The following is a 26,086-nucleotide window of genomic DNA, read 5'->3' as shown; positions in this document are numbered from 1 at the left end:
TGTTGAGTTCGCTTTCCTGCCTGACCGGCAGGCAGGCGCGAAAGCGAACTATAAAAAATCATGGAATAATCAGGCTTAGTTCCTCTCAAACGTGAGAAGATCTGTACCGCCGTTTCCACCACTGATGTCAATAAGTTCAATTTTAGTGGAACTCTGCGAAATAATATCCCAGTCGTCACTTAGGTCTTCAAAATCGTTCATTACAGTGAAATTGATGTTGAAGTCAAGATCATCTGGACTGTCATCGCTGCTATTGCTGCTTTCCACACTCCAAGTTCCATCATAGGAATTGACGCCGTTAGTGGCATTTAAAACACCATTTGCATTAAATGTAAAATTATAGCCAGTGAAATCGCTGGTTTCATCGGTACCCGAATCGATAAAGCTGGTAATTTTCCAGGTTCCAATACCTACATTAGCCCTAATCTCATTTTGGATTGTGAGATTGTTAGGATTATCATCATCAGAGGAACATGAAAAAATAAATAAACTGATTCCAAAAAGGAATACTGCAGGAAAATTGTTTTTGAATGATTTCATCATTTCGTTTTTAGGGTTAGGTTCCACTGAAACGAAAATTTACTCTTCTTATTGTTTCACTACCAGCTCGATGCGGTCGTCCAAAATGTTGATGAGTTTTTGCTTGTACAGATTCCCAACAGCTTTTTTAAAGGACTTTTTACTCATATTGAACTCATGGCGTATTTGATCTGGCGAACTCTTATCTGTAATCATGATGGCACCAAATGGGCTTTCGCGTAGGGTTTCCAGGATGGTTTCAGAGTCGGTTTCAATCACGTTCACATAACCTTGTGGTCTTAAAGTGACATCGATCTTGCCGTCTTCACGTATGTTTTTGATAAAACCTATGCCTTCCATACCTTCTTCCAGCTCAATGAATACGTCGTCGTGATAGACGAGTCCCTCAAATTCATTTTCTATCAATACGGTGAAACCTAGTGGTGTCTCTCGTTCAATAAGAAGGTTGACCTTGTCTCCTGGCTTTAGATTCATCGAGTAAAATTTAGAACTTTAATGAGATGCGAAAGTTAGCCAATCCCTTTCAAGAATGTAATAAAAGGAACATAATTACTTTGCTGCAGGACAATAGCCTTGCTAACTTTTTACAAATTTTAAGAAGATGTTGGGCTCACGATTATCGATGATTTCCAGGAAATAGATTCCTGCATTCAAGCCGCTAACGGGAAGCTTAGTGAGATTGTTTTTTGACCTAAAGACTTCTTTGCCTTGAAGATTGTAAATTTTCACCTCGCTTATGTCAACTTGTGAAGGAAATTCTAAATGCAACACTTCTCGAGCTGGAATGGGATACATTTTGATCTGTGATTTTGTAACGCTGTTATGTGATAGTACCAGATTGCTGTACTTAGCTTGATCACCATTAGGTGCTGTTAGGATTAATCTTCTCTCATCGCCATCTTGGGAGATCTCGTACCGATAAACAGTATTTTCATTTCTCAAATAGAACGAAAAGTAGCGTTGTGTATAAATTACATTTTCTAGGGTGCTGCAGCTTCCTGCTAGTTGAACCAAATTTTGAAGAATAAAGGTATCAGTATTTTCATAAATGACTGGCGCGATTCCAGCGGTGCCAGGACAGACATAAGTTTGCAGCTCATTACTTTCGTTAAATTGTAACGGAATAAATGGAATCTCTTCGTGTGTAGGCGGTACATAGTTCTCACCATCAAGAATCAAATCAAATAAATACCATTCCTGCTCGAGCAATCTTGGATCCTGTGCCACAGTAAGGTTAGTGGCGAAAAAAATCAAAAGAAATAAAAGTGGTTTCATAAATTGACCATATCAAATGGTCTTACAAAATATGAAAATTTAATGATTTATAGGGTGTTACGGTTCTTACTGAACTTGTTTCACTTCAAACATCTTTAAAAGATGATAGTAAGATAGGTTTGACTAGGATGCTTTGAGTCTCATAATTTTAGAACGCCTCAATTCTGTAAATGCAAGATTTATTTCCACTTCCAGTAAGGAGTGCAACTATGAAAGCAGTTTTGCCTTTCGTCTTTTACGAAAGGTCAAAATTCCACCTATGAGAATTAGGATCAAGGATGGATACAAACTAAAGAATGCTAAAATCCCGAATCCTACCGCATTTCCAGCTTCTACGAGATGTAAAGCGTCCAGCAACAAAAGTAGGAGTAGAGGACCAACCCCAAAAATAAATAGCAGCAATCCAATCTTTAAAGTCAAGTGTAATTTACTCCAGGCTGATTTCATTCGGATTGATTTAGGTAAGCGTTTCTAACTAGTGATTTGTGAATGTACAACTAGTTGAGGCCGTAACTTACTTTAAATCAATTTATAATTTTAAGAAGCGAAGTGAAGTATTTTAAGTGTTGATGGACTGTGAAGTTTCATCACTATTCCTGAATTTTCTACAACTACTTAGGCAAGGTACAGCTTTGAGGTTTAGCTTTTGCCGTTGGTAATATGTGCCATAGTGGAAAGACTCGAGGATTTTCAGAAGTAGGCGAGAACGGAGCCATTACTTATTGCCATTGTTAGGCAACGTTTTTTATTTTATCCAGTTCGAAAAATTCATTGATTTTATTCAACAGTTCACTTTTCGATTTATTCATATTCAACACTCCATAAAATGGATTATTTATTGATTTGTCAATTAGCTTTCCATTTCTAATTTTCATTAAATGAGGAAATTTATTGTAGTGTTTTAATCCGTATAATGCTTCAGAAATAAATTCCGAATTATATTCAGACTCAATCTTTCTCCCGTTCAGGTATAAGATTTCAATTCCGTCATTAAGATTTGGTATAATATCATCCTCAATATATTGTTTCGAGTTCTTTCTGTTATTGTAGCAGAAGAAATTCTTCCCGTTATTTTTATTTAGAAACACTGCATATTTCTTTTCAAACTTTTTTCGCTGAAAATGTCCAATCGGGATAATAGCTATCATAAACGGAATAGCCAGAATAAATAGTGGAATTCCTATTATAATAATCGCAATGATTATTGATATGTCTTTCAGTTTTCTCAATGGTCCTTCAAATGTTGCCTATCCGTCTAATATAACCGTCAGTTACGGGTTTAGATGTGTTATTATTCGGTTTGGCACAGACGCTAGCAATTCCGAGTGGGTTCGGTCGAAAAAGAATTCGCCGTTATTGCGGTTTTGCATTGTTTTACGCTGGCTTTTTTTCATTTCGCTACTAATTCCGTTTTGTTATTTTTCTTTTCAATTAAATACAATATTCTGCCGAAATACAATAAAAAAGGTATTCCACTACCGACTGTTATAGCAAATAGGAAATTATCATATTCCCAAGCTTCATAACAAACAAAAAGGATTGGCATCAGCATCAAAGTCAGTCCGATATAAATCCAGTTCTTTTTGTTCAAAATATTATTTGAGAACAATAGAAAAATTAAAATCAGTTTTCCAATTAAGGAAACCATAGCAATTAAAATCAGGCTACTTTGAAAAGGGTATTCTTTCTGAAAATCAAATCCGTTTTTAACCATAGTCGGAATACTTATAAATTCAAACATTAGCATTATTCCGTAACCGTGTCCAGCAGGAACACCAATCAGAATTATTGAGTTCAGAATTAGGGTTATTATTATCGCTCTTTTTATCAATTATAATTCGGTTTTCAGCTTGCATACAACGGCTCCGTATATGAAAAGTAGCGCTGAAAATAAGCGATTACTTTTCGGATGAACATCAGCCGCATGTTTAAATTTTACTATTTATCTTTTTATTGGAAATCGTCAAGTTTAAAAATTTAGGGACTTTTCGAAATTACCCAAGCCATAGTGTTAGCAATGACTTGCGCAATTTTTTATATACGTTGTTACCAGTATTCTTTTTCGGTATTTCTCTTAAGTATTTGCTGAAAATATCAATATATCTATCGTCAAAGAGAATTTTTGTTACGTTTCCTAATTCCACTTTTGTTGGTTTTTCATCCAGGATTCCAGTTGCATTAAAATACTGAATAAAAACATTTTTATCAGTAATCCGTTTTATCGGTCCAATTGTAAAAGTATCGATTTCGGGATTTTCACATTCAACTGCTACATTCCGCTTGTTCTTTCTTAAAGATTTGAATATAGTTTTCCAGTCAGTTAAATCCACTTTTGTTTTGATTCCGATATTTTTCTTTTTGTTTTCCAACGACATTATCTTATCATAATATTTGTCGTTATTATTAAATCGGATTTCTTTAAAGTCTTTAATTGGTAAAATATTATAGCCTTTCAGTTCAAAATCATCACATTCCTGAAGAACCACGAATTCAGTTGAAAAATCAACGATATACCCACGACTTATTTCGTCCCAATTTTCCGCAACCTTTCTGGTAATTCGCGCGAATTTTTGGTTTTCATAAAAGTCTTTTATTTTATCGTGCATTGTTTTTTCAAATTACTCTCAACGGTTTGGTTTAACCATCAGTTACAGGTTTATATGTTTTGTTATTCGGTTTAGTACAGACGATAGCAATTCCGAGTGGATTCGTAGGTAATCGAATCCGCCGTAATTGCGATTATACATTTTTAGCAACAGTTTTTATCAGCAACCTGGTGCTTGAAACCAAGATATAATTTTCCATTTTCCTTCGACTTTTGCTATTGTCATTTCTTTAATCACTTCGTATGATGTAAACTTCGAAGCAACATATCCTACATTATTGTCGCCAAGTTTTATTTCAATCCAATTTATTCCGTCTACAGTTTGATAAGTTGTTTTTGTCATTGTCACAATACTGCAATCACATTTAAATTTCTCATAAGATGTTGTTCGAATAATTTCTGAACTTAAACTTGGTTTCTCTCGAATGTTTACATTTTCCGCTAATATTAAAAGTTCATTTTCTGTATCCACATTTTTTAAATAAGATGGTGCTTGAAAAACTACTTTTTCTTGCGGCACAATCCAATCGGTATTCTCATCTACTTTGCGAGTAAATCCAAACCTCAATAAAGTTAACATATCGTTCCAAGACTCATCAGCCAAATCTTTAAAATAGTGGTTTATCAATTCTTCTTTTGAACAACCCGGATATCCGCAAGTATCTTTGCTTTCATAGACTCTTTCCGCTAAAAACTTTTTTAGTTGTAAAGTGTCTTTTTGTATTACGCAATTGATAAGTTCTGTTTTGAATTTTAGAAAATCTAAATCCAAATAAGATTCGTCGTTAATTATTTGACCATATGTATTATAACAAAATGATATAAGAATAAAAAGTATAAATCTTTTCAATGTTGTTTGTCTTAAGTTGTTGCTAACAGCAAAGGTTTAATGCCTGTGAGGCGTTCCCTCAACTTTGACCGTTACCTTGACTTGATTGGTTTAGTTTGATGAAGATAGCTAAAGTCATTGAATAGTAGCCCAGCGTGGTGCAACCTGCAGCTGCCAGTTAAAAACGAGAGCATTAGATTTTTGTAACTATAATTTTAAAAGTTAAAAAGCCTTGCAAACCCACTGATTTTCAATAAGTCGCTCTGACTAGCTCGGAAATAAAAAAAGCCCATTCGCAATGAATGGGCTTTGTATTTATAGATACCAATACAGATTAATCCTCGCGGGAGTATTTCTCCATATAGCGTTCATACAATTCCTTCTGGCGTGTGTCCAGAGAGACATCACGACCATCGATAAAGGCTCTGGTCAGTTTATTGGTTCTCATATCCAGCGCATTGCCTTCAGAGATAAATAGTGTCGCGCTCTTGCCTTGTTCCAGCGAGCCGTACTCCTTATCAATGCCCAAAATTTTGGCAGGATTCAGCGTCACCATCATCAACGCCTTCTCGATATCCAGCCCAAAACCAGCCACGGTGCCTGCATAAAAAGGCACGTTGCGCACCTGGTGGCGTTCCATACTACCTGAGTTTTCCAAACCTACCAAAACACCAGCATCGGCCAGCAGCTTCGGGAATTTGTACGGCATGTCATAATCCTCATCGTCTCTGGACGGCAAGCTGTGCACACGTGCGGCAAGTACCGGCACGCCAGCGGCAGCGATGTCTTTGGCGATCTTTTCAGATCCTTCTGCGCCTACCAGTACGAGATTGTTGGTCAGGTTGTTCGCTTTCGCGAAAGCGAGAACGTCAATCACCGCTTTCTCACCACTTACATGAACGTACATATTAGTGGTTCCTGCCATGGCCGTTCCCATCGCCTGTAGTTTTAAATCCACGTTGTCTGGATTTTTGGTTTTGGCATAGGCCTTGGCCTTGTTGAGAAACAAGCGTAATTCTTCGACCTGCTCGTCATAATCCTTAGCTGGCTCGATAGGGCCAAAGTTGGGCCAGGAACCAGAACGTGCAAAGCTGCGCGGCCAGTTCACGTGGATACCATCGTCCATGCGTACGGCGGCATCTTCCCAGTTCCAGGCGTCCATGTGCACCACACTGGATTTACCCGAAACACGACCACCACGTGGTGTGATTTGTGCCAATAGTATCCCATTGGGTCGCATGGTCTCTACGATCTTACTTTCTGCATTGTAGGCGATAATACTGCGTATGTGCGGATTGTAGGTTCCTATCTCACGCTCGTCATCACTGGCGCCTACAGCGTCAACCTCTACCAGTCCCAGCGTTGTATTTGCTGCGATCATTCCTGGATAGATATGTTTGCCGCTGGCATCGATCACTTCGCCTTTAGGAGCTGCGAGTCTCATGGTGGTGGCATCACCAACGATAGTCAACTTGCCATCTTCAAATTCTATTACCGAATTCTCAATGACCTGACCGTTACCCAAATGTGCGGTACCATTCATGATACGCACGGCCGTTTTTTGCACGGGTGCCGGTGCCTGTTGTGCAAAGCCAGTCGCCGCGACGAGCAAGCTTGCGATATATATTAGTTTTTTCATTCTTTATAATTTACAAATCCAGTTTACCAGATTCAGAATTTCTATATATGTTTTATTTCCTGTAATTCTATGTGACAAACCAAACTTGATATTTCAAATTCAAATTCAAATTCGAGTTCAAGTTTGAGTTCAAACGTTTACCATTCCAAAGTATCACAGTGGTACTCAGTCTTCTTGGATTGTTTAGGAGTTTGAGTTTTAAGTCCCTTGTTTTTGGCCATAATCATCTCATTGGACAATTGCTGACGCTCTTTCTGGACGGCGGCTCTCATTTGCTTGTCTTTTTCAATGTCAAAGAAAACGATCCCATCCACCATCGTGATTTGTGGTCTCGCTTGAACATCTAGTGGGTGCTTGTTCCACAACACAAGGTCTGCATCCTTTCCTTCCTTGATACTACCGGTACGGTCATCGATGTGTAAGAGTTTTGCAGGATTGAGCGTGACAAACTTCCAGGCTTCTTCCTCGCTAACGTTACCGTATTTAACGGCTTTGGCAGCTTCTTGATTCAAGCGACGGGACATCTCGGCATCATCACTGTTAAAAGCAGTTACAACGCCTTGAGAATGCATGATGGCACCGTTGTAGGGTATGGCATCATTCACCTCATACTTGTAGGCCCACCAGTCAGAAAAGGTAGAACCACCAGCGCCGTGCGCTGCCATTTTATCGGCCAGTTTGTAGCCTTCCAGAATGTGCGTGAACGTGTTCAAGGTAAATCCGTAACGTTCTGCTACTTCCATCATCATGTTGATTTCTGTCTGTACATAAGAGTGACAGGTCACGTAGCGTTCGCCTTTCAAGATTTCAGAAAGGGTTTCCATTTCTTCATCATATCTAAAGCTATCTGTACCACGAGTTTTATCGTATTCCTGGGCTCTGGTAAAGTAGTCCTCAAAAACTTGTTCGACACCCATACGCGTTTGCGGGAAACGAATACCGTTATCATATCTGGATTGCTTTACGTTTTCGCCTAGAGCGAACTTGATAAATTTAGGAGAGTTGTCATAAATCATCTCGTCTGGCTTGTAACCCCATTTCAATTTGATGATGGCGCTGCGACCACCTATTGGGTTAGCAGATCCATGCAACAGTTGTGAGGTCGTAACTCCACCAGCTAGGTCACGATATAGGTTGATGTCTTCATGATCGACGACGTCCTCGATGGTCACTTCAGCAGTAGAATTATGGCCAGCTTCATTCACACCGCCATCAATGCCTATGTGAGAGTGCTCATCAATGATACCACTGGTCAAGTGCATGCCGGTAGCATCAATAACCCGTGCGCTACCAGCGCTTAGGTCGGTACCTACTTTTGAGATCTTACCGTTCTTTACCAATACGTCCATATTTTCTACAATACCTTGGTCTTCATTAGTCCAGACCGTAGCATTTTTATACAAAACAGTTTCTTGAGTTGGTTTTTTGGTCGAGCCAAAAGCAACGTTAGGATAAGTGACAGGTCCTATTTCCATAGTAGCCATATCATCCTCATCTTCTTCTTTTTCGTCTTCATCTTCTTTCTCAAATTCCTCACCCGATTTTATCGCAACAAAACTGCTTTCTGTTCCATTAGGTAAATACACTTTACCGTTGATTCTTGAAGTGTCGTTAGTCAATTTCAACGTCCAGCGTGTGAAGGATTTGTCACTGGCATCTTTTTGTGAAGTGGTTACGGTGATCCATTCACCATTGCGCGCGATCTTGCTGCCTAATTTTGTGCTGTCTTGTTTGACGGTGATTTTCTTAGCATCTCCACTGATATCGAAGGAGTAGCTGTCGCCCATCATCTGCACCGTGTAGTTTCCATCTGCATTGATGACACTGCGGTCTTTTAAGATATGCTTGGACCCTTGTACCCAGTTTTCAAAGATCTTGGTGTCCTTGTCAAAAAGCTCACCGCTGGTTACTATAAAGTTGGCTAGTTTTCCTTTTTCCAAGGTTCCTACCATGGCTTCTGCTTTGATAATTTTTGCAGGAATGGTAGTCAAAGAAGCTAGTGCTTGTTCTTTAGTCAGACCGTACTCAATGGCCTTCATCAATTTTTCATTCAAATCTCCAGGAGATTTCAAACCGTGCGTTGTGATAGCATAGGTAATTCCTGCTTTAGAAAGCATCATAGGGTTGGCAGGACCTTGTTTCCAGTCGCGCATATCTGCTAGATTCACGTACCATTCCTGATAAGGATCTGTGGTGTCGTAGGCATCTTCAAAATTGATGGGTAAGATCAATTGTGCGTTAGTAGCTTTGATATCGTCCACCATTTCATAAGCGTCTTCACCACCTACAATGACAAATTGTTTTCCTACGCGGTCACCTAGCTTATCGGCTCTCAAGATATTTTTCTTGTCTCCAGCTTCTATATATTGAACCAGATTCTTGGTAGCGTTTAAAGCTTCCAGAGAACGGTCTTTGGTTTTGGAGTTTCCTTTGGCATACCAGTCGGCATCAAAATGCGACTGACGTAACAAAGCCATCGTGCCCATAAGCGAAGTAGGGTAGGACTGGTTCGTTTGACGACTGCGGTCAAAGGAATAGTAAGCGCCATTTTTGTTGATCAAAATACGCTCAGAATCATTACCGTTGTTGTTCAAGGCCACTAACATACCAGTACCTCTTGCAATACCATCATGTAAATGGGTTTGAACCGCACCATAACCGGCTTCCATCATTTTTTCGGCGGCCTTACTGTCGTACTCGTAAAAATCTATGGCATTCTGTTCTGGTCGTATATGATCATTCCAGTAAAAACCTTCACGGCCTTCATCATATTGTTGACCTCCACGAGATGCTCTTTCTGGAGTTTTCATTCCAAAGTCTCCATAAGCCTCCACAAAAGAAGGATAGATAAAGGTTCCTGCAGCATCTTCTACCAGCGTTCCTTCTGGGATCTTGATGTTTTTGCCTATTTCAACGATTTTTCCGTCCTTGATGAGGATAGAGGCATTCTCCATTTGTTTTCCTGGACTGGTGATGATAGTGGCGTTTGTAATGGCTCTAGTGGCACTACTCACGGCAGATATGTCATCATTGTTGGGGAAATACTCTTGAGCAGTAGCGGTAAAAGCCACCACCGTTAAGAGCGAAAAAAATATTTTTTTCATGTAAAAATTGATTTAAGCTTTAAAGATAGGAATCTGATCACGATTAAAATAGCGATCCGTTAGCGAACTAATCCGTGGTTAGAATTTCCTACAAAATGAATATGGCGGTTACCATTGAAGATTGACGATTGTGGATTAACGATTGGAGATTAACGATTTCAGATTTTTGATTTATTTTTTGTCATGCTGAACTCGTTTCAGTATCTCCATGATACTTATGCACATTGCTTGGTCGATCTGCCTGTGCTGGGCCTGTCCGAGCAAATTCGAGATCTACAATGTTAAAAAATCCTGACCATTCCTAAAAATCTCCTGACCAACGCTCAAACTGGCGGTAAAAAGTCATTTATAATAATTCACCAACAAGGCAACCACATAAGAATACGTCCGCATCCCATCTGGCTGATTGTTAGCCTGTAAATAGGTATTGTAACTGGCTTGAGAAACTTTCTCGATCACATTGTCATCATACGGCGCCCAGAAATCGTCCAGTTCTTTATAGTTCTTAAAAATTCCAGGTGTTATTTCGGGTCTCAAAAGTTCAAACGCCTCAGGATCTTTGAGGTATAAATCGTTAAGGCAATAGCGCAAGGCAAAAATACTCGCACTGAACTGAAAGTATGGATCTTCATGCCTCATACCTGCAATGACCGCAATAAAGTTGGCCTCATTTTCTTTTGCAAATCCCAATTGATGCGACATTTCATGCAGGATCAAAACTGGTGTTTTGTAATTGTTTATATAGCCATTAGTCTGTGCCTCGCCAGTCATGGGATTGAGATAACCGCTGTAGCCCATATAGGTGAGCGGTAACGTGAGCAAGGATTTTTTTATACTGCTGGGTCCATAGGTCAATGATGGATCAATAGATCCTAGATTTTCAAATCCAGAAGGCGCCAGCTCAAATAAGTCGGCTTGAGATCTTGTGAAATCAACCGCTAGACTGTCCTGAGATTGCAGCTGGCTGTGCAGCTCGTTTGACGTGTACACTAGTTGTCGCGTCACTTTCAGCAACTCCTCATCGGTGTAGGTAGATTCCAATTCCAGAATCTTATGGAGCGGTTGACGGTAATAATTGAAACCCCAAGCCGCATGAAAAAACGCCAGTACAACATTTAGAGCCACAAATAGCTGGGTATATCGCTTTCGCGAAAGCGTCACAACCTCATTAAAATGTACTATCAACCACCTAACGGCCAGCAGAATAACCAATACATAATAAACATCGCCAAAAGAAAATGGGATCCAACCCAATCCAAAACGCATGGCGCGGCCTATGTATGTATAGATGCCCGTACTATACCATCGCTCCACAATTTCTGGAAAGTGGCGCAGTACGCGATACATTATGATTTGTACTACCAATAAAGTGATGGAAAGTAAGAGCGGCAGCCATTTTTTCATATTGGCTAAATTACTTTTTAATCTTCTATTTTGACAGGTATCGGGCCGCCATGTCTAACAAAGCCGCCACCTATTTCTTCAACATTAACATCCAGCTCATCCATGGTGCTTATGCGGGAAATGTTTACATCGATAGTCTCGGTATTGGATAAACGCACGTTAATAGAGCCGTCTTTATTTACGGGCAGATTGGGCACGCTGGCATGAGTATCATTATTACTTAGCATTGTTGCGCTTAAAATAGATAGATTGAGTGCAATAACACCTAACATGCTTTTAGTAAATAGGTCATTTTTGAACATAAGATTGTGGTTTTTAGAATTTGAATAACGTTTGTTCTACAATTGGTATTCCAATTTTCTATCTGTTTACTTTTTTACCGACCTTTGAATCAAAACCTACTACATGAACATCGTCCTGTCTGACTTTAACCTGCACACGCCATTATTGCCATTTACCTTTACACGTCCTACATCTCATATAAGATGCGGGATTCTTACCATGGCACAACGTTGGGAAAAGATGCTGGACCAACCGGTGAGTTATCAGACGGAAGATTATTTACAAACTAAATATCCGCTTACGGAAACAGACGATAATCTTGTGGTTGCAGGACACCTTTTTGCAACTAAAAAGTTGACACAAGCCATTCTAAATCTCGAAATAGGGCAGAAGCTTATGGCCGGCAATCATGTGATTGCCTACCGGGCAGCAAAAATCCATACACCAACCATCGAGCTCACTCAGGTTTTGTTTACAGATGAAGAAGTCGATGGCATCTTTAATACCTGGGATATTTTCTCTAAAAATGGCAAAGCTATTCAAGCTGACTTTGACCTGATCACCAACGGTAGAAAGAGCCAGCCCATTCCTGATTCTGTGCAGACCGTGAATTCAGAAAACATATTTTTAGAAGAAGGTGCCGTCGCTCAGTTTTGTATTCTGAATGCGTCGACTGGCCCTATTTATCTAGGTAAAGACAGCGAGGTCATGGAAGGCAGTATCATACGCGGTGGTTTTGCTTTATGTGAACATAGCGCAACCAAATTAGGAACCAAAGTCTACGGGCCAACGACTGTTGGACCACATTCTAAAATAGGCGGCGAGGTGAACAATTCAGTGATTTTTGGATATTCCAATAAAGGACATGAAGGATTTTTAGGCAACAGCGTGCTAGGCGAGTGGTGCAATCTGGGAGCAGATACCAATACCAGCAACCTCAAAAACAATTATGCCGAAGTCAAATTATGGAATTATGAAACCGGTCGTTTTGCACCAACCGGCTTGCAGTTTTGCGGCCTCATGATGGGCGACCACTCAAAATGTGGCATCAACACCATGTTCAATACGGGAACTGTGATAGGTGTAAGTGCTAATATTTATGGCGCTGGATATCCGCGTAATTTTATCTCGAGCTTTTCTTGGGGTGGACCGCAGGGAACTATGACTTACAAACCATCCAAAGCCTATGAGGTGGCAGATGTCGTCATGAAGCGCCGCGGTCTATCATTGGAGCAAACTGATATTGATATTCTCGACGCCGTGTTTGAAAAAACGAGCAAGTATCGCAAGGATTAATCTGCTCTTACATAGCGCTCACCGCAAGCTTCCATGCATTGATAGGTGACCGTTAATTCTCCAGTCGCTTCATCCAATTCGTAGCTAGCGGTACAATCTTCCAGGCTAAATTCCTTGGCATTAGGATTCCACTCTGCGACGGTACCTTCCTTGAAGTTGTTTCCTATGCAAACGTTTTGGTTGGAGATGACTGTGCCGTAGGCAGTAAACAGTAGGGTTTTGTCGCTCTCAACCTTGCGATAGGTGGCGTTACCGTCGCCTATGTCGTTCATGGATTCAGATAACTTCCAGGCTCCAACAACATCATTATCAACGGCTGCATCATTGCAGGAAACGGTCAAAACAATCGCTAGTAAAAAATAGGCGTACTTCATAATCGGTTTTTAATTTATCTGTGGCGGGACGATCTAGCTTTTAGAATATCCTTATTTTAGGTGTTTTGTCTAAAATTATGAAATACCTATCAACTCTCACGTGTTATCTGATGGTTTTGAATTTCGCTTTCGCGAAAGCGAACTCCCAACAACCACCTCAACAATTCAAAGGCTTTTATGACTTCACCTATGACGATAGCAAGGGAACCATCCTGCTGGAAGTCAAAGAGTTGGATAAGGAATTTTTATACGTTCATTCTTTATCTACTGGATTGGGATCCAATGATATAGGTCTGGATCGTGGGCAGTTGGGCGATGGTGTGGTCGTGAAATGGATCAAGGCAGGCAACAAATTGCTGCTCGTGCAACCCAACCTAAAATACCGCGCCATTACAGATAATGATGAGGAGCGCCAGTCTGTAGAAGAGGCTTTTGCACGATCTGTACTCTACGGTTTTGAGATCAAGAATGACAAAAAAGAAAAGACCGCAAAGGAAACCACTTACACGATCGACCTGACACCATTTTTGATGGAAGACGCTCACGGAGTGGTGGACCGACTTAAATCCCGTAATGAAGGTTCGTACAAAAACGATAAATCGCGCAGTGCCCTTTGGATGGAAAATACCAAGGCATTCCCTAAAAACGTGGAGTTTGAAGCGATGCTCACTTTTACCGGCGAGCCTAAAGGTCGCAACTTGCGCAGTGTGGCACCAGATGCGAATAGCGTCACAGTCATCCAACACCACAGCTTTGTGGAATTACCCGACGATGGTTTCGAGCCTAGGGCCTTTCATCCACGGTCAGGATCATTTTACACAAGTTACATGGATTACAGCAGCCCTATAGGTACACCTATGGAAAAACGCTGGATCACCAGACATAGACTGGAAAAGAAGAATCCGCAGGCTGCTGTGAGCGAAGCCGTAGAGCCCATCATCTACTATCTGGACCCAGGAACGCCAGAACCAGTGCGCAGTGCGCTGCTGGAAGGCGCCAGCTGGTGGAATCAGGCATATGAAAGCGCTGGCTATTCCAATGCCTTTCAGGTCAAAATGCTACCAGCAGACGCAGATCCTATGGACTTGAGATACAATTTGATCCAATGGGTTCACCGAAGTACACGTGGCTGGAGTTATGGTGGTTCCATCACAGATCCACGAACGGGTGAAATCCTCAAGGGACATGTGAGCCTTGGTAGTTTGCGTATACGCCAGGACTATATGCTCGCTCAAGGAATGCTGGAGGCGCCTTTTGCCAATGGGAAAGAATCTCCAGAAATGCTCAAAATGGCTTTGGCGAGAATACGTCAATTGGGTGCTCATGAAGTAGGTCATACGTTGGGTTTTGCACATAACTATGCGGCTAGTGTAAGTGATCGATCTAGTGTGATGGATTATCCGCATCCTAAATATGACTTGGTAAATGGCATAATATCCTTAGCAGATGCGTATGATACTGGTATAGGCGAATGGGACAAGTTGACCGTTCAATATTCTTATGGAACACCTGAAGAAAATGAGACTGAAAAAGACTTTTTGTTGAGAATTATCAAAAAGGCAGAATATGAAAATCTCCAATTCATTAGTGACAGCGATGCAAGAGCGGCGAGTGGTGCACATGCAGAGGCGCATCTATGGGATGGCGGCGAGGACGCCGTTGAAGAGCTCAATCGTATGATGCAAATTCGTAAAGTGGCGATGAAGCAATTTGGTTTAGACAATATTCCAGATGGCCAGCCACTAAGTGTTTTGGAAGATGTTTTTGTACCGGTTTATTTTTCGCATCGCTATCAGGTAGAGGCTGCATCTAAGGTAATAGGAGGCATGCGTTATTCTTATGCCATAAAAGGTGATGCCAAATTTGAATACGTCTCCAAAAAGGAGCAGGAAGCAGCACTGGAAGCCTTATTGGCAACGCTAGAACCAGAAAACCTTAAAATTCCAGAGGATTTATTACAGTATTTCCCGCCACGGGCTTATGGTTATAATAGAGATCGTGAAAGTTTTAAATCAGAGACTGGAGTGGCTTTTGATCCCATTGCTGCAGCTGTCACCAGCGCCGAAGTGACTATAGATTTCATGCTTAATGCTACCCGATTGAATAGAATCGCACAACAAGGTATTTATGGTAAAAACCTGGAATTAGGTGCCATGATGAATCAATTGACGGATCAGATTTTTGATGCTAAAACTTCTGGTGATTATGAAACTTTAATTGCCAGACGTTTACAGGAATTGTATTTGAGCAAACTTTTGATAGCAAATAATTCCAGCCAGCTGAATCTTAATGTGAAGTCAAAAGTCAAGAAACAAATTGATGCCATAAACAATCGCCTGCTAGGTTCTAAAGATGATCACGATGTGGTTTTGCACGACATGATAAAGGCTGCGCAAGACCATCCAGAAAACATCAAGGCGATTCCAGTGATGGATATTCCTGATGGTAGTCCTATAGGTAGTTGTGGTATGTAATGACCATAAATTACTTATCGTCGTTCTTGCCCCAAACGAGCTGAGTTCCCAGAATGGCAGCAGAAAGCACTATTCCTAAAACAGAAACACCTGGCCAGCCATAGTTCTCCCATGCGATGGAAGCACATAAGGTTCCCAACGCACCACCCACAAAAAATCCTACCATATAAATGGTATTGATTCTGTTTCTAGCGTCTTTGTTTTTTGAGAATATGATATTCTGATTGGTAATATGTAGGGCCTGCATTCCAAGATCGATTAGTACCACGCCTATTATCAATCCTAGGATGGAATTACCAGAGAAGTAAAACAGTATCCAAGAAATCAATAGAATAATACTCGCCGATAAGATGATGTTATACTTATTCATAGTATCGTTCAACTTACCGGTTACTGTTGCGCCCATCGCGCCTACAACACCTATGAGCCCAAAATACCCAGCAACATCGCTGCCGTAACCAAAAGAGTCTTCCAGCAGGAATACCAAGGTGGTCCAAAAGACACTAATTGCGGCAAAACCAAGGCCGCCACGTAAGGCAGCAACGCGTATAGTTGGCTCTGTTTTGAAATAATGAGCGATGGATCTGAATAAGCTTAGATAGCTTCCTTCATAGGTTGGATTTAATTTCGGTAGCTTAAAATGTAGTAGAATAAAAAGCAAAACCATCAAACCAGCGGCGATGTAAAAGATGGCTCGCCATCCAAAATATTCACCTACAACACCACTAATCGTACGGCTGGCCAGTATCCCGATGAGCAAACCACTCATAACGATGCCTATGGCACGGCCACGATGGGCTTCTTCCGACAACCGTGCTGCCATGGGAACAAACAATTGCGGAATCACAGAAGCAAATCCTATAACAAAGCTGCTGGCAATAAGAATGTAGATATTGCTGGCGACAGCGGTCACCAATAAGGAAATCACTAAAATGAAAAAATCATATTTTAGGATGAGCTTGTTGGAAAATTTGTCGCCTAAAGGAATAATGATCAGTAGTCCTGCCGCATAACCCAACTGTGTGGCCAATGCCACGTTACTAGCTGAAGCCTGAGAAACGCCTAGATTTTGCGATATTAAATTCAGCAGCGGCTGATTGTAATAAATATTTGCCACCACGAGACCGGCAGAAATACTCATTAAGTAAAGAACGGTATTGCTCAGTTTAGGCTCTGCAGTGGCGTTTTGATTCATAGCCTGCAAAGTTGCGTGCTTTTATGCTTTGGTAGTGGTAAGATTTAGTGAAAAAGAACTTACAACTCTGTTCTGTTTTTCGTGCGTTCGACAAGGGTTTACTTTGTTATTGTAAATAAAATCCTAGCGTTGAATGGCAGCTTCTGCGCATCGTTCACCATCCATGGCGGCGCTTACAATACCACCGGCATACCCACCACCTTCACCACATGGAAATAGATTGGAAATCTGTGGATGCTCTAGAGTGTCATTTCTGGGGATTTTGACCGGTGAAGAAGTTCTGGATTCCACACCTACAATATTGGCTTCGTTAGTATTGTAACCATGCATTTTATGTCCAAAGGCTTCAAATCCTTTACGCAATCGGCTGCCCAAATGTTTGGGTAATAAACTATGTAATGGCGCACTGACTAATCCTGGCTGATATGAACTTTCATTAAGTTGAGGCGAGAGTTTACCATCCACAAAGTCCGTCAATCGTTGTGCCGGTGCGGTTTGCGACCTGCCACCAGCCGTAAAGGCCATGCGTTCTAGACTTTTTTGAAATTCAAGACCAGCAAGGGCACCATGCTGCGCAAAGGACCTCAAATCTTCATCGGCATTTATTTCTACGACAATACCAGAGTTGGCAAACTTGTTATTTCTTCTTGATGGTGACATACCGTTTACGACTACCTCGCCAGCTTCAGTAGCTGCTGGGACAATAAAACCACCTGGACACATACAGAACGAGTAAACACCACGGCCTTTTACTTGTTGGACAAGGCTGTACGCCGCTGCAGGCAGTAAGTCTGGCCGCTCCATACCGCAGTTGTATTGTATGGAGTCGATGATATGTTGTGGATGTTCCACACGCACGCCCATAGCAAAGGACTTTGCCTCAATAGCAATATTCTTTTTATGTAGTAATTCAAAAATATCGCGAGCAGAGTGGCCCGTGGCGAGAATAACTTTCTCCACTTTCATTTCACGATTATCGTCTAGAATCAAAGCTTTGATGTGATCCTTCTGGATGACAAAATCAGTTACCTTGGTTTCAAAATGAATCTCACCACCATAATTCAAGATGGTTTCCCTAATCCGCTGGATAATTTTAGGTAGCTTGTTCGTTCCTATATGTGGATGGGCATCTACCAATATCTCATTGGTCGCACCGTGAAACACTAGATTTTCAAAGATGCGTCTCACATCACCGCGTTTTAAACTGCGCGTGTAGAGTTTGCCATCACTATAGGTTCCAGCGCCACCTTCTCCAAAACAATAGTTGGAATCACCATTGACGACATGATCTTGATTGATGGCCTTGATGTCGCGCCGGCGTTTTTGAACATCCTTGCCACGTTCCAGCACCACAGGTTTGTAACCCAACTCGATACAACGCAAAGCGGCATACATTCCCGCAGGTCCAAAGCCTATGATATGAATTTCGCTTGCAGTGGAAACATCTTGATAATCAAAGTGATACTCAGATTCCTTAGGAAGGTCTTCATTGATGTAAACCGCAAGTTTGTAATTGAATACAACGATTTTTTTACGCGCATCAATAGACTTGCGCAATACCACGACACCAGTAATATGGGATACATCCTCACCTAAAAAAGTCGCAGCTCTTTTTTTGATATCAGGATCCTGTTGTTCTTCAGGCAATGTGACGCGCAGTTGTATCTCTTTGATCATGGCGCAAATTTATGTATAAAGCGGTGGATAAAGTTTGCATTCAGCCGATTTCAGATGTCTAGATATTCTCGCACAAACCTTATTTTTAAGATTATGAAATCAACTTTCCTTCTTCTGCTTATGGCCATTGGTGCCAGTGCCCAGCAAACCTATTTTCCAGAGCGTCATGCTATCTGGCAACAAATATCAGTTCAAGATGCTGGTATGGATCCAGAAAAGCTGGATGATGTTATCGCTTTCGCGAAAGCGAACGAATATTCAGGCTCTAGGGACTTGCGCATTGCCATTTTAGACGGTTTTAAATCAGAACCGTTTCATGAGATTTTAGGTCCTACCAAAAAACGTGGCGGTCCTGCCGGCATGATTTTGAAGAATGGAAAATTAGTAGCAAGTTGGGGCGACACTAAGCGTGTGGACATGACATTTTCAGTTACTAAAAGTTTTCTTTCCACGGTTGCTGGACTCGCAGTGGATGACGGATTGATCAAAAATGTCAATGACACGGTAGCTGATTATGTATGGGACGGCACGTTTGCGGGAAGGCATAATTCCCAGATCACCTGGAGCCAATTATTACAGCAAAATAGCGCCTGGCAAGGAACCTTGTACGGTGGTAAGGACTGGGCAGACCGGCCACCACGTGATGGTGATCTGGATGATTGGCAATATGCAGCGCCTGCCACGCCTGGCACTGTTATGGAATACAACGATGTGCGTGTCAATGTGCTCGCCTATAGTTTGCTACAGGTTTTAAGAGAGCCACTGCCGCTTGTTTTAAGAAACAGAATTATGGATAAGATAGGCGCTTCTAGATCCTGGCGCTGGTACGGTTATGATGACGCATGGGAAACGATCGACGGTCTGCAAATGAAGAGTGTTACTGGCGGCGGCCACAGCGGTGCTGGTTTGTTTATCAATACTGAAGATATGGCGCGATTTGGTTTACTGTTTTCCAATAACGGTAAGTGGAAGAACGAACAACTGATCTCCAAAGAATGGATAGAGATGGCTACAATTTCTTCCACACCAGAGCCTAATTACGGTTTTATGTGGTGGCTCAATACAGATGGCAAACGACAATGGGATGGCGTGGATAAAGAGGTGTTTTATGCCGCTGGTTTTGGCGGGAATTTTATCGTGGTAGATCGTAAGAATGACGTAGTGGTTGTCACCAGATGGCTGGAGCCTAGTAAGATTGGTGCGTTCATGAAACTGTTAGTGGCTTCAATGAATTAAATATTAATCTGAGGTCTAGTCTATATCCAAGCGTTTCATCAAAGAACTGATATTTATACCTAGCGTATTTGTATTTTCAAATTTGAGAGTTTTATCCCCAACAGTTAAGGTATAATTGTAACCGGAAAACAGTCTTGGGTCACCTATATAGTTAGTTCGTATTAATTTTTCAAAATGATTTATAATTACTAGGTTTTCCTCTTTCAATTTAACTTTAAAATTACTGATGTTGGTAGGTTTCTTTAGCCATTGTCTTTCAAAGCTGTAATTCAAATAGTAGCTCCCATCGGATTCAAATACTTCTATCTTCGTATCATAAATTGTAAACTCACTATATATTTTTTCTTTAAGCTGCCAAGGAAGTTTTTCCTCAATTGATTTTTGTAAAAAGGTTTCTAATTCATAGTCTTGAAACTTATCTATCCAAATACCTATTTTTTGATTATTTGTACGAATCTCTATAACTGTATCTAAGGCTTGTCCATAAACATTTTTGTAATGAATATTCACCTCTTTTTCAGATGTTTTGAATGAATAGGTTGAACCCCACCACGTTGAGTCTACCAGAGTTTCATGATTACTTAATACTTCAAAATCAACTTCCGAAATGAATTGCTGGGCTTTCTTATCTCTAGAATATTCATAAGCTTCTAAATAAACGGTTTTCTGAGAGTAAGCAAATACATTAATAAGCAAGAAGGTAGCAACGAAATAGTTCATCCTCAATAGATTTAAATTGTTGGAAATCGTTTGAAAAACGGATTTAAAAAAAAGCCCATCAATCTAGATGAGCTTTAAATTTTATGAATTACAAAAATTAATCATTTTTCACGTCATAACGATCCAACATCATGACTTTGTCCCAAGCTTTGACAAAGTCGTGCACAAATCGCTCCTGTGCATCATCAGTGGCATAAACCTCTGCTATGTTGCGCAGCTGTGCGTTGGAGCCAAAAACAAGATCGCATCGTGTCGCGGTATATTTGGTCTCGCCGTTTGCTCTACTATTGATGTCAAAGAGCATTTTGCTGGAACTCTTAGGCTTCCATTCATAGTCCATACTGGTAATGACTTGGAAAAAGTCGTTTGTCAACTGTTCTGGTCTTTCGGTGAAAACACCATGTTTAGAGTGATCAAAATTTTGATCCAGCACTCGCAAACCACCTACTAAAACAGTCCATTCTGGAGCGCTCAAATTCAATAATTGAGCTCTATCCAAAAAGATACGCTCTGAAGACGTGTGATAACCTACTTTGTTATTATGGTAATTTCTAAATCCATCAGAAACAGGTTGTAACCAGTCAAAGCTTTCCACATCAGTCAACTCTTGAGTAGTATCCATACGTCCAGGAGTAAAAGGTACTTTTACATGAGTACCAGCATCATTAGCTGCTTTTTCAATAGCGACGCAACCTCCTAAAACGATAAGATCTGCAAGTGAAACTTTTTTGTTACCAGATTGACTGGAGTTGAAGTTATTTTTAATCTCCTTTAATTTTTGGAGCACTTGATTCAATTCTGCTGGACGATTGACTTCCCAGTTATTCTGTGGTTCTAGCGCAATACGAGCTCCATTAGCGCCACCGCGCTTATCAGAATGTCTATATACCGCGGCAGAGGACCAAGCTGCAGATACTAATGCCGAAATACCGAGTCCACTCGCTAATATCTGATTCTTTAAGTCTTCTATGTCGTGATCATTGACCAGGTCATGATCCAAAGCCGGAACTGGATCTTGCCATAACAAGTCTTCTTCTGGAACCTCTGGACCTAGATAACGATCTTTAGGTCCCATGTCGCGGTGCGTTAATTTGTACCAGGCTTTAGAAAAGGCTGTCGTGAAATAGTCAAAATCGCTCATGAATTTCTCACAAACCTTGCGATATTCCGGATCCATTTTAAGCGCTATATCTGAGGTCATCATCATCAAGTCGTCCATTTTACCGTCAATGTGGGCATCTGGAGTTTTAGGAGCATCAGGATCTATAGGCGTCCACTGACCTGCACCGGCTGGACTTTTCTTTTGCTTCCAATCATACTTAAATAGATTGATCAAATAATCATTATCCCAATTGGTTGGATTAGGCGTCCATGAACCTTCAATACCGTTGGTACTGGTAAATTCTGCATTTCCCGTTCCTACTGGATTATGCCATCCAAAGCCTTGTTCTTCAATACCAGCAGCTTCTGGAGCAGCACCTATTTTTTCTGCAGGCACGGCACCATGACTTTTACCAAATGCGTGTCCACCTGCAATTAGGGCAACTGTTTCTTCATCATTCATCGCCATGCGCTTGAATGATTCTCTTATGTTACGAGCGCTATCCATAGGATCCATGTTACCGCCTGGACCTTCTGGGTTTACATAAATCAAATTAGAGTGCGTTGCTGCTAGTGGGTTTTCAAGATCGTGATATTCTTCTTTAGGTCCGCCTACCCAGCGCAAGTTAGCATTCACCATTTCACCTGGATGACCTTTACGATCTCCACCTGTTTGTGATTCGTCAAATGGTTTTCCATCCCAAAATTCTGGTCCCCAATAGGTACTGCGGTCTGGTTCCCACGCATCACGACGACCACCTGCAAAACCAAAAGTTGGAAAGTTCATGATTTCTAGGGCACAGTTACCTGTTAAGATGATCAAATCTGCCCATGAAAGAGCAGATCCGTATTTTTTCTTAATTGGCCACATCAACCTACGTGACTTATCAATGTTACCATTGTCCCACCAGGAATTGATAGGAGCAAAACGCTGCATTCCTTGTGCGGCGCCACCACGACCGTCTGCGATGCGGTAAGTACCAGCAGAGTGCCAGGCCATACGAATCATTTGAGGGCCATAGTTATTGTAATCTGCAGGCCACCAGTCTTGAGAATCTGTTAGAGCATTTTTAATGTCTTGTTTTAATTCTTGAAAGTTGATCTGATTGAACTTCTCATTATAGTCTTCATCGCTTAAAGGATTCGATATGGGTTGTTCTTGATGCAGTAGATCTACCGGTAATCGGTTAGGCCACCAGTCGTCTGTTCTAGGTGCAGAACCTATAGCACCACCAATTCTGGTACCGCGGAAAGGACATTTCTCTAAGTTCTCTGGGTTGTCAATGTGTTTCATTAAAAAGTTTTTCAATTAGTAAAATGGCAAGAAACAAGATGAAATTTATCGCTTCAAAGGGATTGAAGCTTCTTGAAAGCAAGCTATGCTTGTAAAGTTAGCGGATCAGCGCTAGTTTAAAAATCTTCAAATGCCAAATTTGAATTAAAAAAGCCTTTTACGCATACTGATGATACCTATAGAACAAGCAATGAAAACAATCATTAGTACAAGTCCTATGATCAACTCTCCATAAAGTAGCTTTCCAAAAGAAAACAGCAAACTGTAGACACCAGCAACTCCTAATAGAAAGGCTATCGTTTTATATTGAAAGTTGTGAAATTTAGATTCGTTGCCAAAGATTGCCTTGTTGAACGCTGCTAAAGTGTCTGGACTACTAGGTCTGGTAAAGAAGGTTACGGTTAGCCAGGCAATGCTGGTGACTAGGACGTTTAGACAGATTTTTTCATAACCTGCAATATCTGTAAACAGAACAGCGTCCATTCTTGCGTTAACAAAAAATGCAATAGCCATAAAAAAGGAAACGACCATCGCCGTGATTTCTGACCATGGATTGATACGGTACCAGAACCAGCGAAGTATAAAAAGTAATCCAGAGCCAGCACCTATTTGTATCACTAAATCAAAAGCGTCTTTTGCCTCTTCCAATACTAAAGAGAGCAAACCAGCAAGTATCATCATGATAATGATGGATAAGCGACCAGTGATGATTTTTTGTTTTTCGCTAGCTTTCTTATTGATGAACCTAGCGTAAAAATCATTCACGATATAGCTCGATCCCCAATTCAGGTGAGTAGAAATCGTACTCATGAACGCCGCAACCAGCGATGTAACCACAAGACCCAACAAACCAGCTGGTAAAAAGGTAAGCATGGCAGGATAACTCAGGTCATTTTTAATGAATTGGGATCCTAGGTCTGGAAATGCTGTGGCTAAGGCATCCAGATTGGGATAAATAATTAAGGAAGCTAAACCTATGATAATCCATGGCCATGGACGTAGGGCATAGTGTGCCAAATTAAAAAACAACACGGCCCACGTAGCGTTCTTTTCATCTTTGGCAGCCAGCATACGTTGTGCTACATAACCACCACCACCAGGCTCTGCTCCTGGATACCAGGTGCTCCACCATTGTACGGCAATAGGAATGATAAAGATTCCCATAAGTAAATCGGTATTTGAGAAATCAGGTAGAAGGTTGATTTTATCGACTACGTTGGGATGCGTGATCAGGTTTTGCATGCCACCTATTTGTGGTAGATCTATTATGTAAACGGTTGCCCATATAGAGCCTACCATGGCAATGATAAACTGAATGAAATCTGTGATTAATACACCCTTCAAACCACCCAATAGGGAATAGGCCACTGTCACGACACTCGCAATGATTAGAGTACGCCCAGCGCTAAAACCAAACATGACATGTCCTATTTTAATAGCCGCGAGACAGACAGTTCCCATGATGATCACATTAAAAATCACACCTAAGTAGATCGCTCTAAAGCCTCTCAAAAAAGCCGCACTTTTCCCATCATAACGCATTTCATAAAACTCAAGGTCTGTAGTGATACCGCTCCTGCGCCATAATCGAGCATAGAAAAAAACCGTCAACATTCCAGTAAGTAAAAATGCCCACCATTCCCAGTTTCCAGCGACTCCAGTGGTTCTTACAATGCCTGCAACAAGATTAGGAGTATCTGCTGCAAACGTAGTGGCCACCATGGAAACACCCAGCAACCACCAGGGCATGCTGCGTCCAGAAAGGAAAAAGGAATCGGCATTTTTGGAACTTTGTCTGGAAACGACGATACCTACAATAAGTGAAATGGCAAAAAAGGAGATGATGATTGCGAAATCAATGAATTCAAGCGCCATATAATGAAAAGTTATTAACGATAACGTTTTAGTTGTTACGAAAGGCTAAATATAAAAGATTTAGGTAGCCATTAACTCAAAGATTTAATAGATTAGCTAGGATTTTATCAAAAACTACATGACAAAAAACATTCGTAAGATAGGAGTGATGACTTCGGGTGGAGACTCACCTGGGATGAATGCGGCCATTCGCTCCGTCGTTCGTACCTGTGCTTTTCACAAACTGGAATGTATAGGAATATATCGCGGTTATCAAGGTCTTATTGAAGGAGACTTCAAACCTATGGATGCGCGTAGCGTGAATAATATCATTAATAAAGGTGGTACGATCTTAAAAAGTGCACGATCTAAAGAGTTTAGGACTAGAGAAGGTCGTGATATCGCTTTCGCGAAAGCGAAAAAACAAGGTCTTGATGCACTGGTAGTCATAGGTGGTGACGGTAGCTTTACGGGAGCCATGATTTTTTCTGAGGAAAATGATTTCCCTGTGATGGGTATTCCAGGAACGATTGACAATGACATTTATGGTACATCATCAACCTTGGGTTATGACACCGCTTTAAATACCGTGGTAGATGCGATCGATAAGATACGAGACACGGCAAGTTCCCATAACCGTCTCTTTTTTGTAGAAGTTATGGGTCGCGATGTAGGAAACATTGCGCTAAATGCTGGTGTTGGAGCAGGAGCAGAAGAAATTCTTATTCCAGAAGAAAATCTGGGTAGAGATCGTTTGCTAGAAAGCTTGAAACGTAGCCGCGCATCAGGAAAATCATCAAGTATTGTGGTGGTTGCTGAAGGTGTGGAGACTGGAGAGAATGTCTTTGCATTAAAGGACTATGTGGAACAGAATCTTCCAGAATACGAAGTACGTGTATCGGTTTTAGGACACATGCAGCGAGGTGGTTCGCCTTCTTGTTGGGATCGTGTACTTGCCAGCCGTATGGGCGTCAAAGCCGTTGAAAGTTTGATGGATGGCAATTTCAACAACATGGTTGGGATTCAGGATACTAAAATTGTTTTGTGCCCGCTAGAAAAGGCTGTAAAAGGTAAAACGGATATCGATAAGGAACTCATTAGAGTGAGTGATATCATGACGACATAATATTAAGTCGTTGATAAAGAATATATTTTAGAACTGAAATGATTATTTCAGTTTGAAAGTC

At 41.1% G+C, this 26,086-nt stretch carries 22 protein-coding genes; 4 read left to right on the top strand and 18 right to left on the bottom strand.

The window, feature by feature from the left end; genetic code table 11:
* Window positions 1-75 precede the first annotated feature (75 nt).
* From AAU57_RS10870 to AAU57_RS10815, 12 genes are all read right to left on the bottom strand, one after another.
* Window positions 76-540, bottom strand: a complete 465-nt coding sequence (locus tag AAU57_RS10870) for an META domain-containing protein (RefSeq protein ID WP_231717805.1) — start codon at window positions 538-540, stop codon at window positions 76-78.
* A gap of 48 nt (window positions 541-588) precedes the next feature.
* Window positions 589-1,014 carry a hypothetical protein gene (locus tag AAU57_RS10865; protein ID WP_055412935.1) on the bottom strand — a complete coding sequence of 142 codons (426 nt, stop codon included), beginning with the start codon at window positions 1,012-1,014 and terminating at the stop codon, window positions 589-591.
* Window positions 1,015-1,116: 102 nt separating this feature from the next.
* Window positions 1,117-1,815 carry a T9SS type A sorting domain-containing protein gene (locus AAU57_RS10860; protein WP_055412934.1) on the bottom strand — a complete coding sequence of 233 codons (699 nt, stop codon included), beginning with the start codon at window positions 1,813-1,815 and terminating at the stop codon, window positions 1,117-1,119.
* A 207-nt stretch (window positions 1,816-2,022) separates the two neighbouring features.
* Entirely contained in the window at window positions 2,023-2,262 is a 240-nt protein-coding gene (locus tag AAU57_RS15060) for a hypothetical protein (protein WP_156340116.1), read from the bottom strand.
* Between the two features lie 284 nt (window positions 2,263-2,546).
* Window positions 2,547-3,044 carry a hypothetical protein gene (locus AAU57_RS10850; RefSeq protein WP_055412932.1) on the bottom strand — a complete coding sequence of 166 codons (498 nt, stop codon included), beginning with the start codon at window positions 3,042-3,044 and terminating at the stop codon, window positions 2,547-2,549.
* A 161-nt stretch (window positions 3,045-3,205) separates the two neighbouring features.
* A complete protein-coding gene (locus tag AAU57_RS10845) occupies window positions 3,206-3,646 on the bottom strand; it encodes a hypothetical protein (protein WP_055412931.1) in 441 nt (146 codons plus the stop codon).
* A 163-nt stretch (window positions 3,647-3,809) separates the two neighbouring features.
* Complete coding sequence (locus AAU57_RS10840; protein ID WP_055412930.1) at window positions 3,810-4,421, bottom strand: hypothetical protein; 612 nt, start codon at window positions 4,419-4,421, stop codon at window positions 3,810-3,812.
* Window positions 4,422-4,580: 159 nt separating this feature from the next.
* A complete protein-coding gene (locus tag AAU57_RS10835) occupies window positions 4,581-5,270 on the bottom strand; it encodes an SH3 domain-containing protein (RefSeq protein ID WP_055412929.1) in 690 nt (229 codons plus the stop codon).
* Window positions 5,271-5,583: 313 nt separating this feature from the next.
* Window positions 5,584-6,888: an amidohydrolase family protein gene (locus AAU57_RS10830; protein ID WP_055412928.1), complete on the bottom strand. Its 1,305-nt coding sequence runs from the start codon at window positions 6,886-6,888 to the stop codon at window positions 5,584-5,586.
* Between the two features lie 137 nt (window positions 6,889-7,025).
* Window positions 7,026-9,992, bottom strand: a complete 2,967-nt coding sequence (locus AAU57_RS10825) for an amidohydrolase family protein (protein ID WP_055412927.1) — start codon at window positions 9,990-9,992, stop codon at window positions 7,026-7,028.
* A gap of 342 nt (window positions 9,993-10,334) precedes the next feature.
* A complete protein-coding gene (locus AAU57_RS10820; protein ID WP_055412926.1) occupies window positions 10,335-11,396 on the bottom strand; it encodes a DUF3810 domain-containing protein in 1,062 nt (353 codons plus the stop codon).
* Window positions 11,397-11,413: 17 nt separating this feature from the next.
* On the bottom strand, window positions 11,414-11,698 hold the full coding sequence (locus AAU57_RS10815; RefSeq protein WP_055412925.1) for a hypothetical protein: 285 nt from the start codon (window positions 11,696-11,698) through the stop codon (window positions 11,414-11,416).
* 103 nt (window positions 11,699-11,801) lie between these two features.
* Here AAU57_RS10815 and AAU57_RS10810 point away from each other — a divergent pair, with 103 nt between their 5' ends.
* Window positions 11,802-12,974, top strand: a complete 1,173-nt coding sequence (locus AAU57_RS10810; RefSeq protein ID WP_055412924.1) for a GlmU family protein — start codon at window positions 11,802-11,804, stop codon at window positions 12,972-12,974.
* Here the strand turns inward: AAU57_RS10810 and AAU57_RS10805 are convergent.
* Entirely contained in the window at window positions 12,971-13,348 is a 378-nt protein-coding gene (locus tag AAU57_RS10805; RefSeq protein WP_055412923.1) for a hypothetical protein, read from the bottom strand. The two genes, AAU57_RS10810 and AAU57_RS10805, sit on opposite strands and share 4 nt — an antisense overlap.
* Window positions 13,349-13,425: 77 nt before the next feature.
* Between AAU57_RS10805 and AAU57_RS10800 the strand changes: the two genes are divergently transcribed.
* Window positions 13,426-15,822, top strand: a complete 2,397-nt coding sequence (locus tag AAU57_RS10800) for a zinc-dependent metalloprotease (RefSeq protein WP_055412922.1) — start codon at window positions 13,426-13,428, stop codon at window positions 15,820-15,822.
* Window positions 15,823-15,832: 10 nt separating this feature from the next.
* Here AAU57_RS10800 and AAU57_RS10795 read toward each other — a convergent pair whose 3' ends face one another.
* Both AAU57_RS10795 and AAU57_RS10790 read right to left on the bottom strand, forming a co-directional pair.
* Window positions 15,833-17,017: an MFS transporter gene (locus AAU57_RS10795; RefSeq protein ID WP_055412921.1), complete on the bottom strand. Its 1,185-nt coding sequence runs from the start codon at window positions 17,015-17,017 to the stop codon at window positions 15,833-15,835.
* 123 nt (window positions 17,018-17,140) lie between these two features.
* Window positions 17,141-18,694: an NAD(P)/FAD-dependent oxidoreductase gene (locus tag AAU57_RS10790; protein ID WP_055412920.1), complete on the bottom strand. Its 1,554-nt coding sequence runs from the start codon at window positions 18,692-18,694 to the stop codon at window positions 17,141-17,143.
* 93 nt (window positions 18,695-18,787) lie between these two features.
* Here AAU57_RS10790 and AAU57_RS10785 point away from each other — a divergent pair, with 93 nt between their 5' ends.
* Window positions 18,788-19,930: a serine hydrolase domain-containing protein gene (locus AAU57_RS10785; protein ID WP_197275405.1), complete on the top strand. Its 1,143-nt coding sequence runs from the start codon at window positions 18,788-18,790 to the stop codon at window positions 19,928-19,930.
* A 15-nt stretch (window positions 19,931-19,945) separates the two neighbouring features.
* Here AAU57_RS10785 and AAU57_RS10780 read toward each other — a convergent pair whose 3' ends face one another.
* The 3 genes from AAU57_RS10780 to AAU57_RS10770 form a co-directional block, all read right to left on the bottom strand.
* On the bottom strand, window positions 19,946-20,650 hold the full coding sequence (locus tag AAU57_RS10780) for a hypothetical protein (protein ID WP_055412918.1): 705 nt from the start codon (window positions 20,648-20,650) through the stop codon (window positions 19,946-19,948).
* A gap of 97 nt (window positions 20,651-20,747) precedes the next feature.
* Window positions 20,748-23,045 (bottom strand): catalase/peroxidase HPI, encoded by a 2,298-nt coding sequence (katG, locus tag AAU57_RS10775; RefSeq protein ID WP_055412917.1) that lies wholly within the window; start codon window positions 23,043-23,045, stop codon window positions 20,748-20,750.
* 144 nt (window positions 23,046-23,189) lie between these two features.
* Window positions 23,190-24,920, bottom strand: a complete 1,731-nt coding sequence (locus AAU57_RS10770; protein ID WP_055412916.1) for a sodium:solute symporter family protein — start codon at window positions 24,918-24,920, stop codon at window positions 23,190-23,192.
* 118 nt (window positions 24,921-25,038) lie between these two features.
* On the opposite strand from AAU57_RS10770, the gene pfkA reads away from it, so the two are divergent.
* Window positions 25,039-26,025 carry a 6-phosphofructokinase gene (gene pfkA / locus AAU57_RS10765; RefSeq protein WP_055412915.1) on the top strand — a complete coding sequence of 329 codons (987 nt, stop codon included), beginning with the start codon at window positions 25,039-25,041 and terminating at the stop codon, window positions 26,023-26,025.
* Window positions 26,026-26,086 lie beyond the last annotated feature (61 nt).

Origin of the sequence: Nonlabens sp. YIK11 (assembly GCF_001413925.1) — a bacterium.
Taxonomy (GTDB): Bacteria; Bacteroidota; Bacteroidia; order Flavobacteriales; family Flavobacteriaceae; genus Nonlabens.
This window is presented reverse-complemented; position numbering and strand designations above follow the sequence as displayed.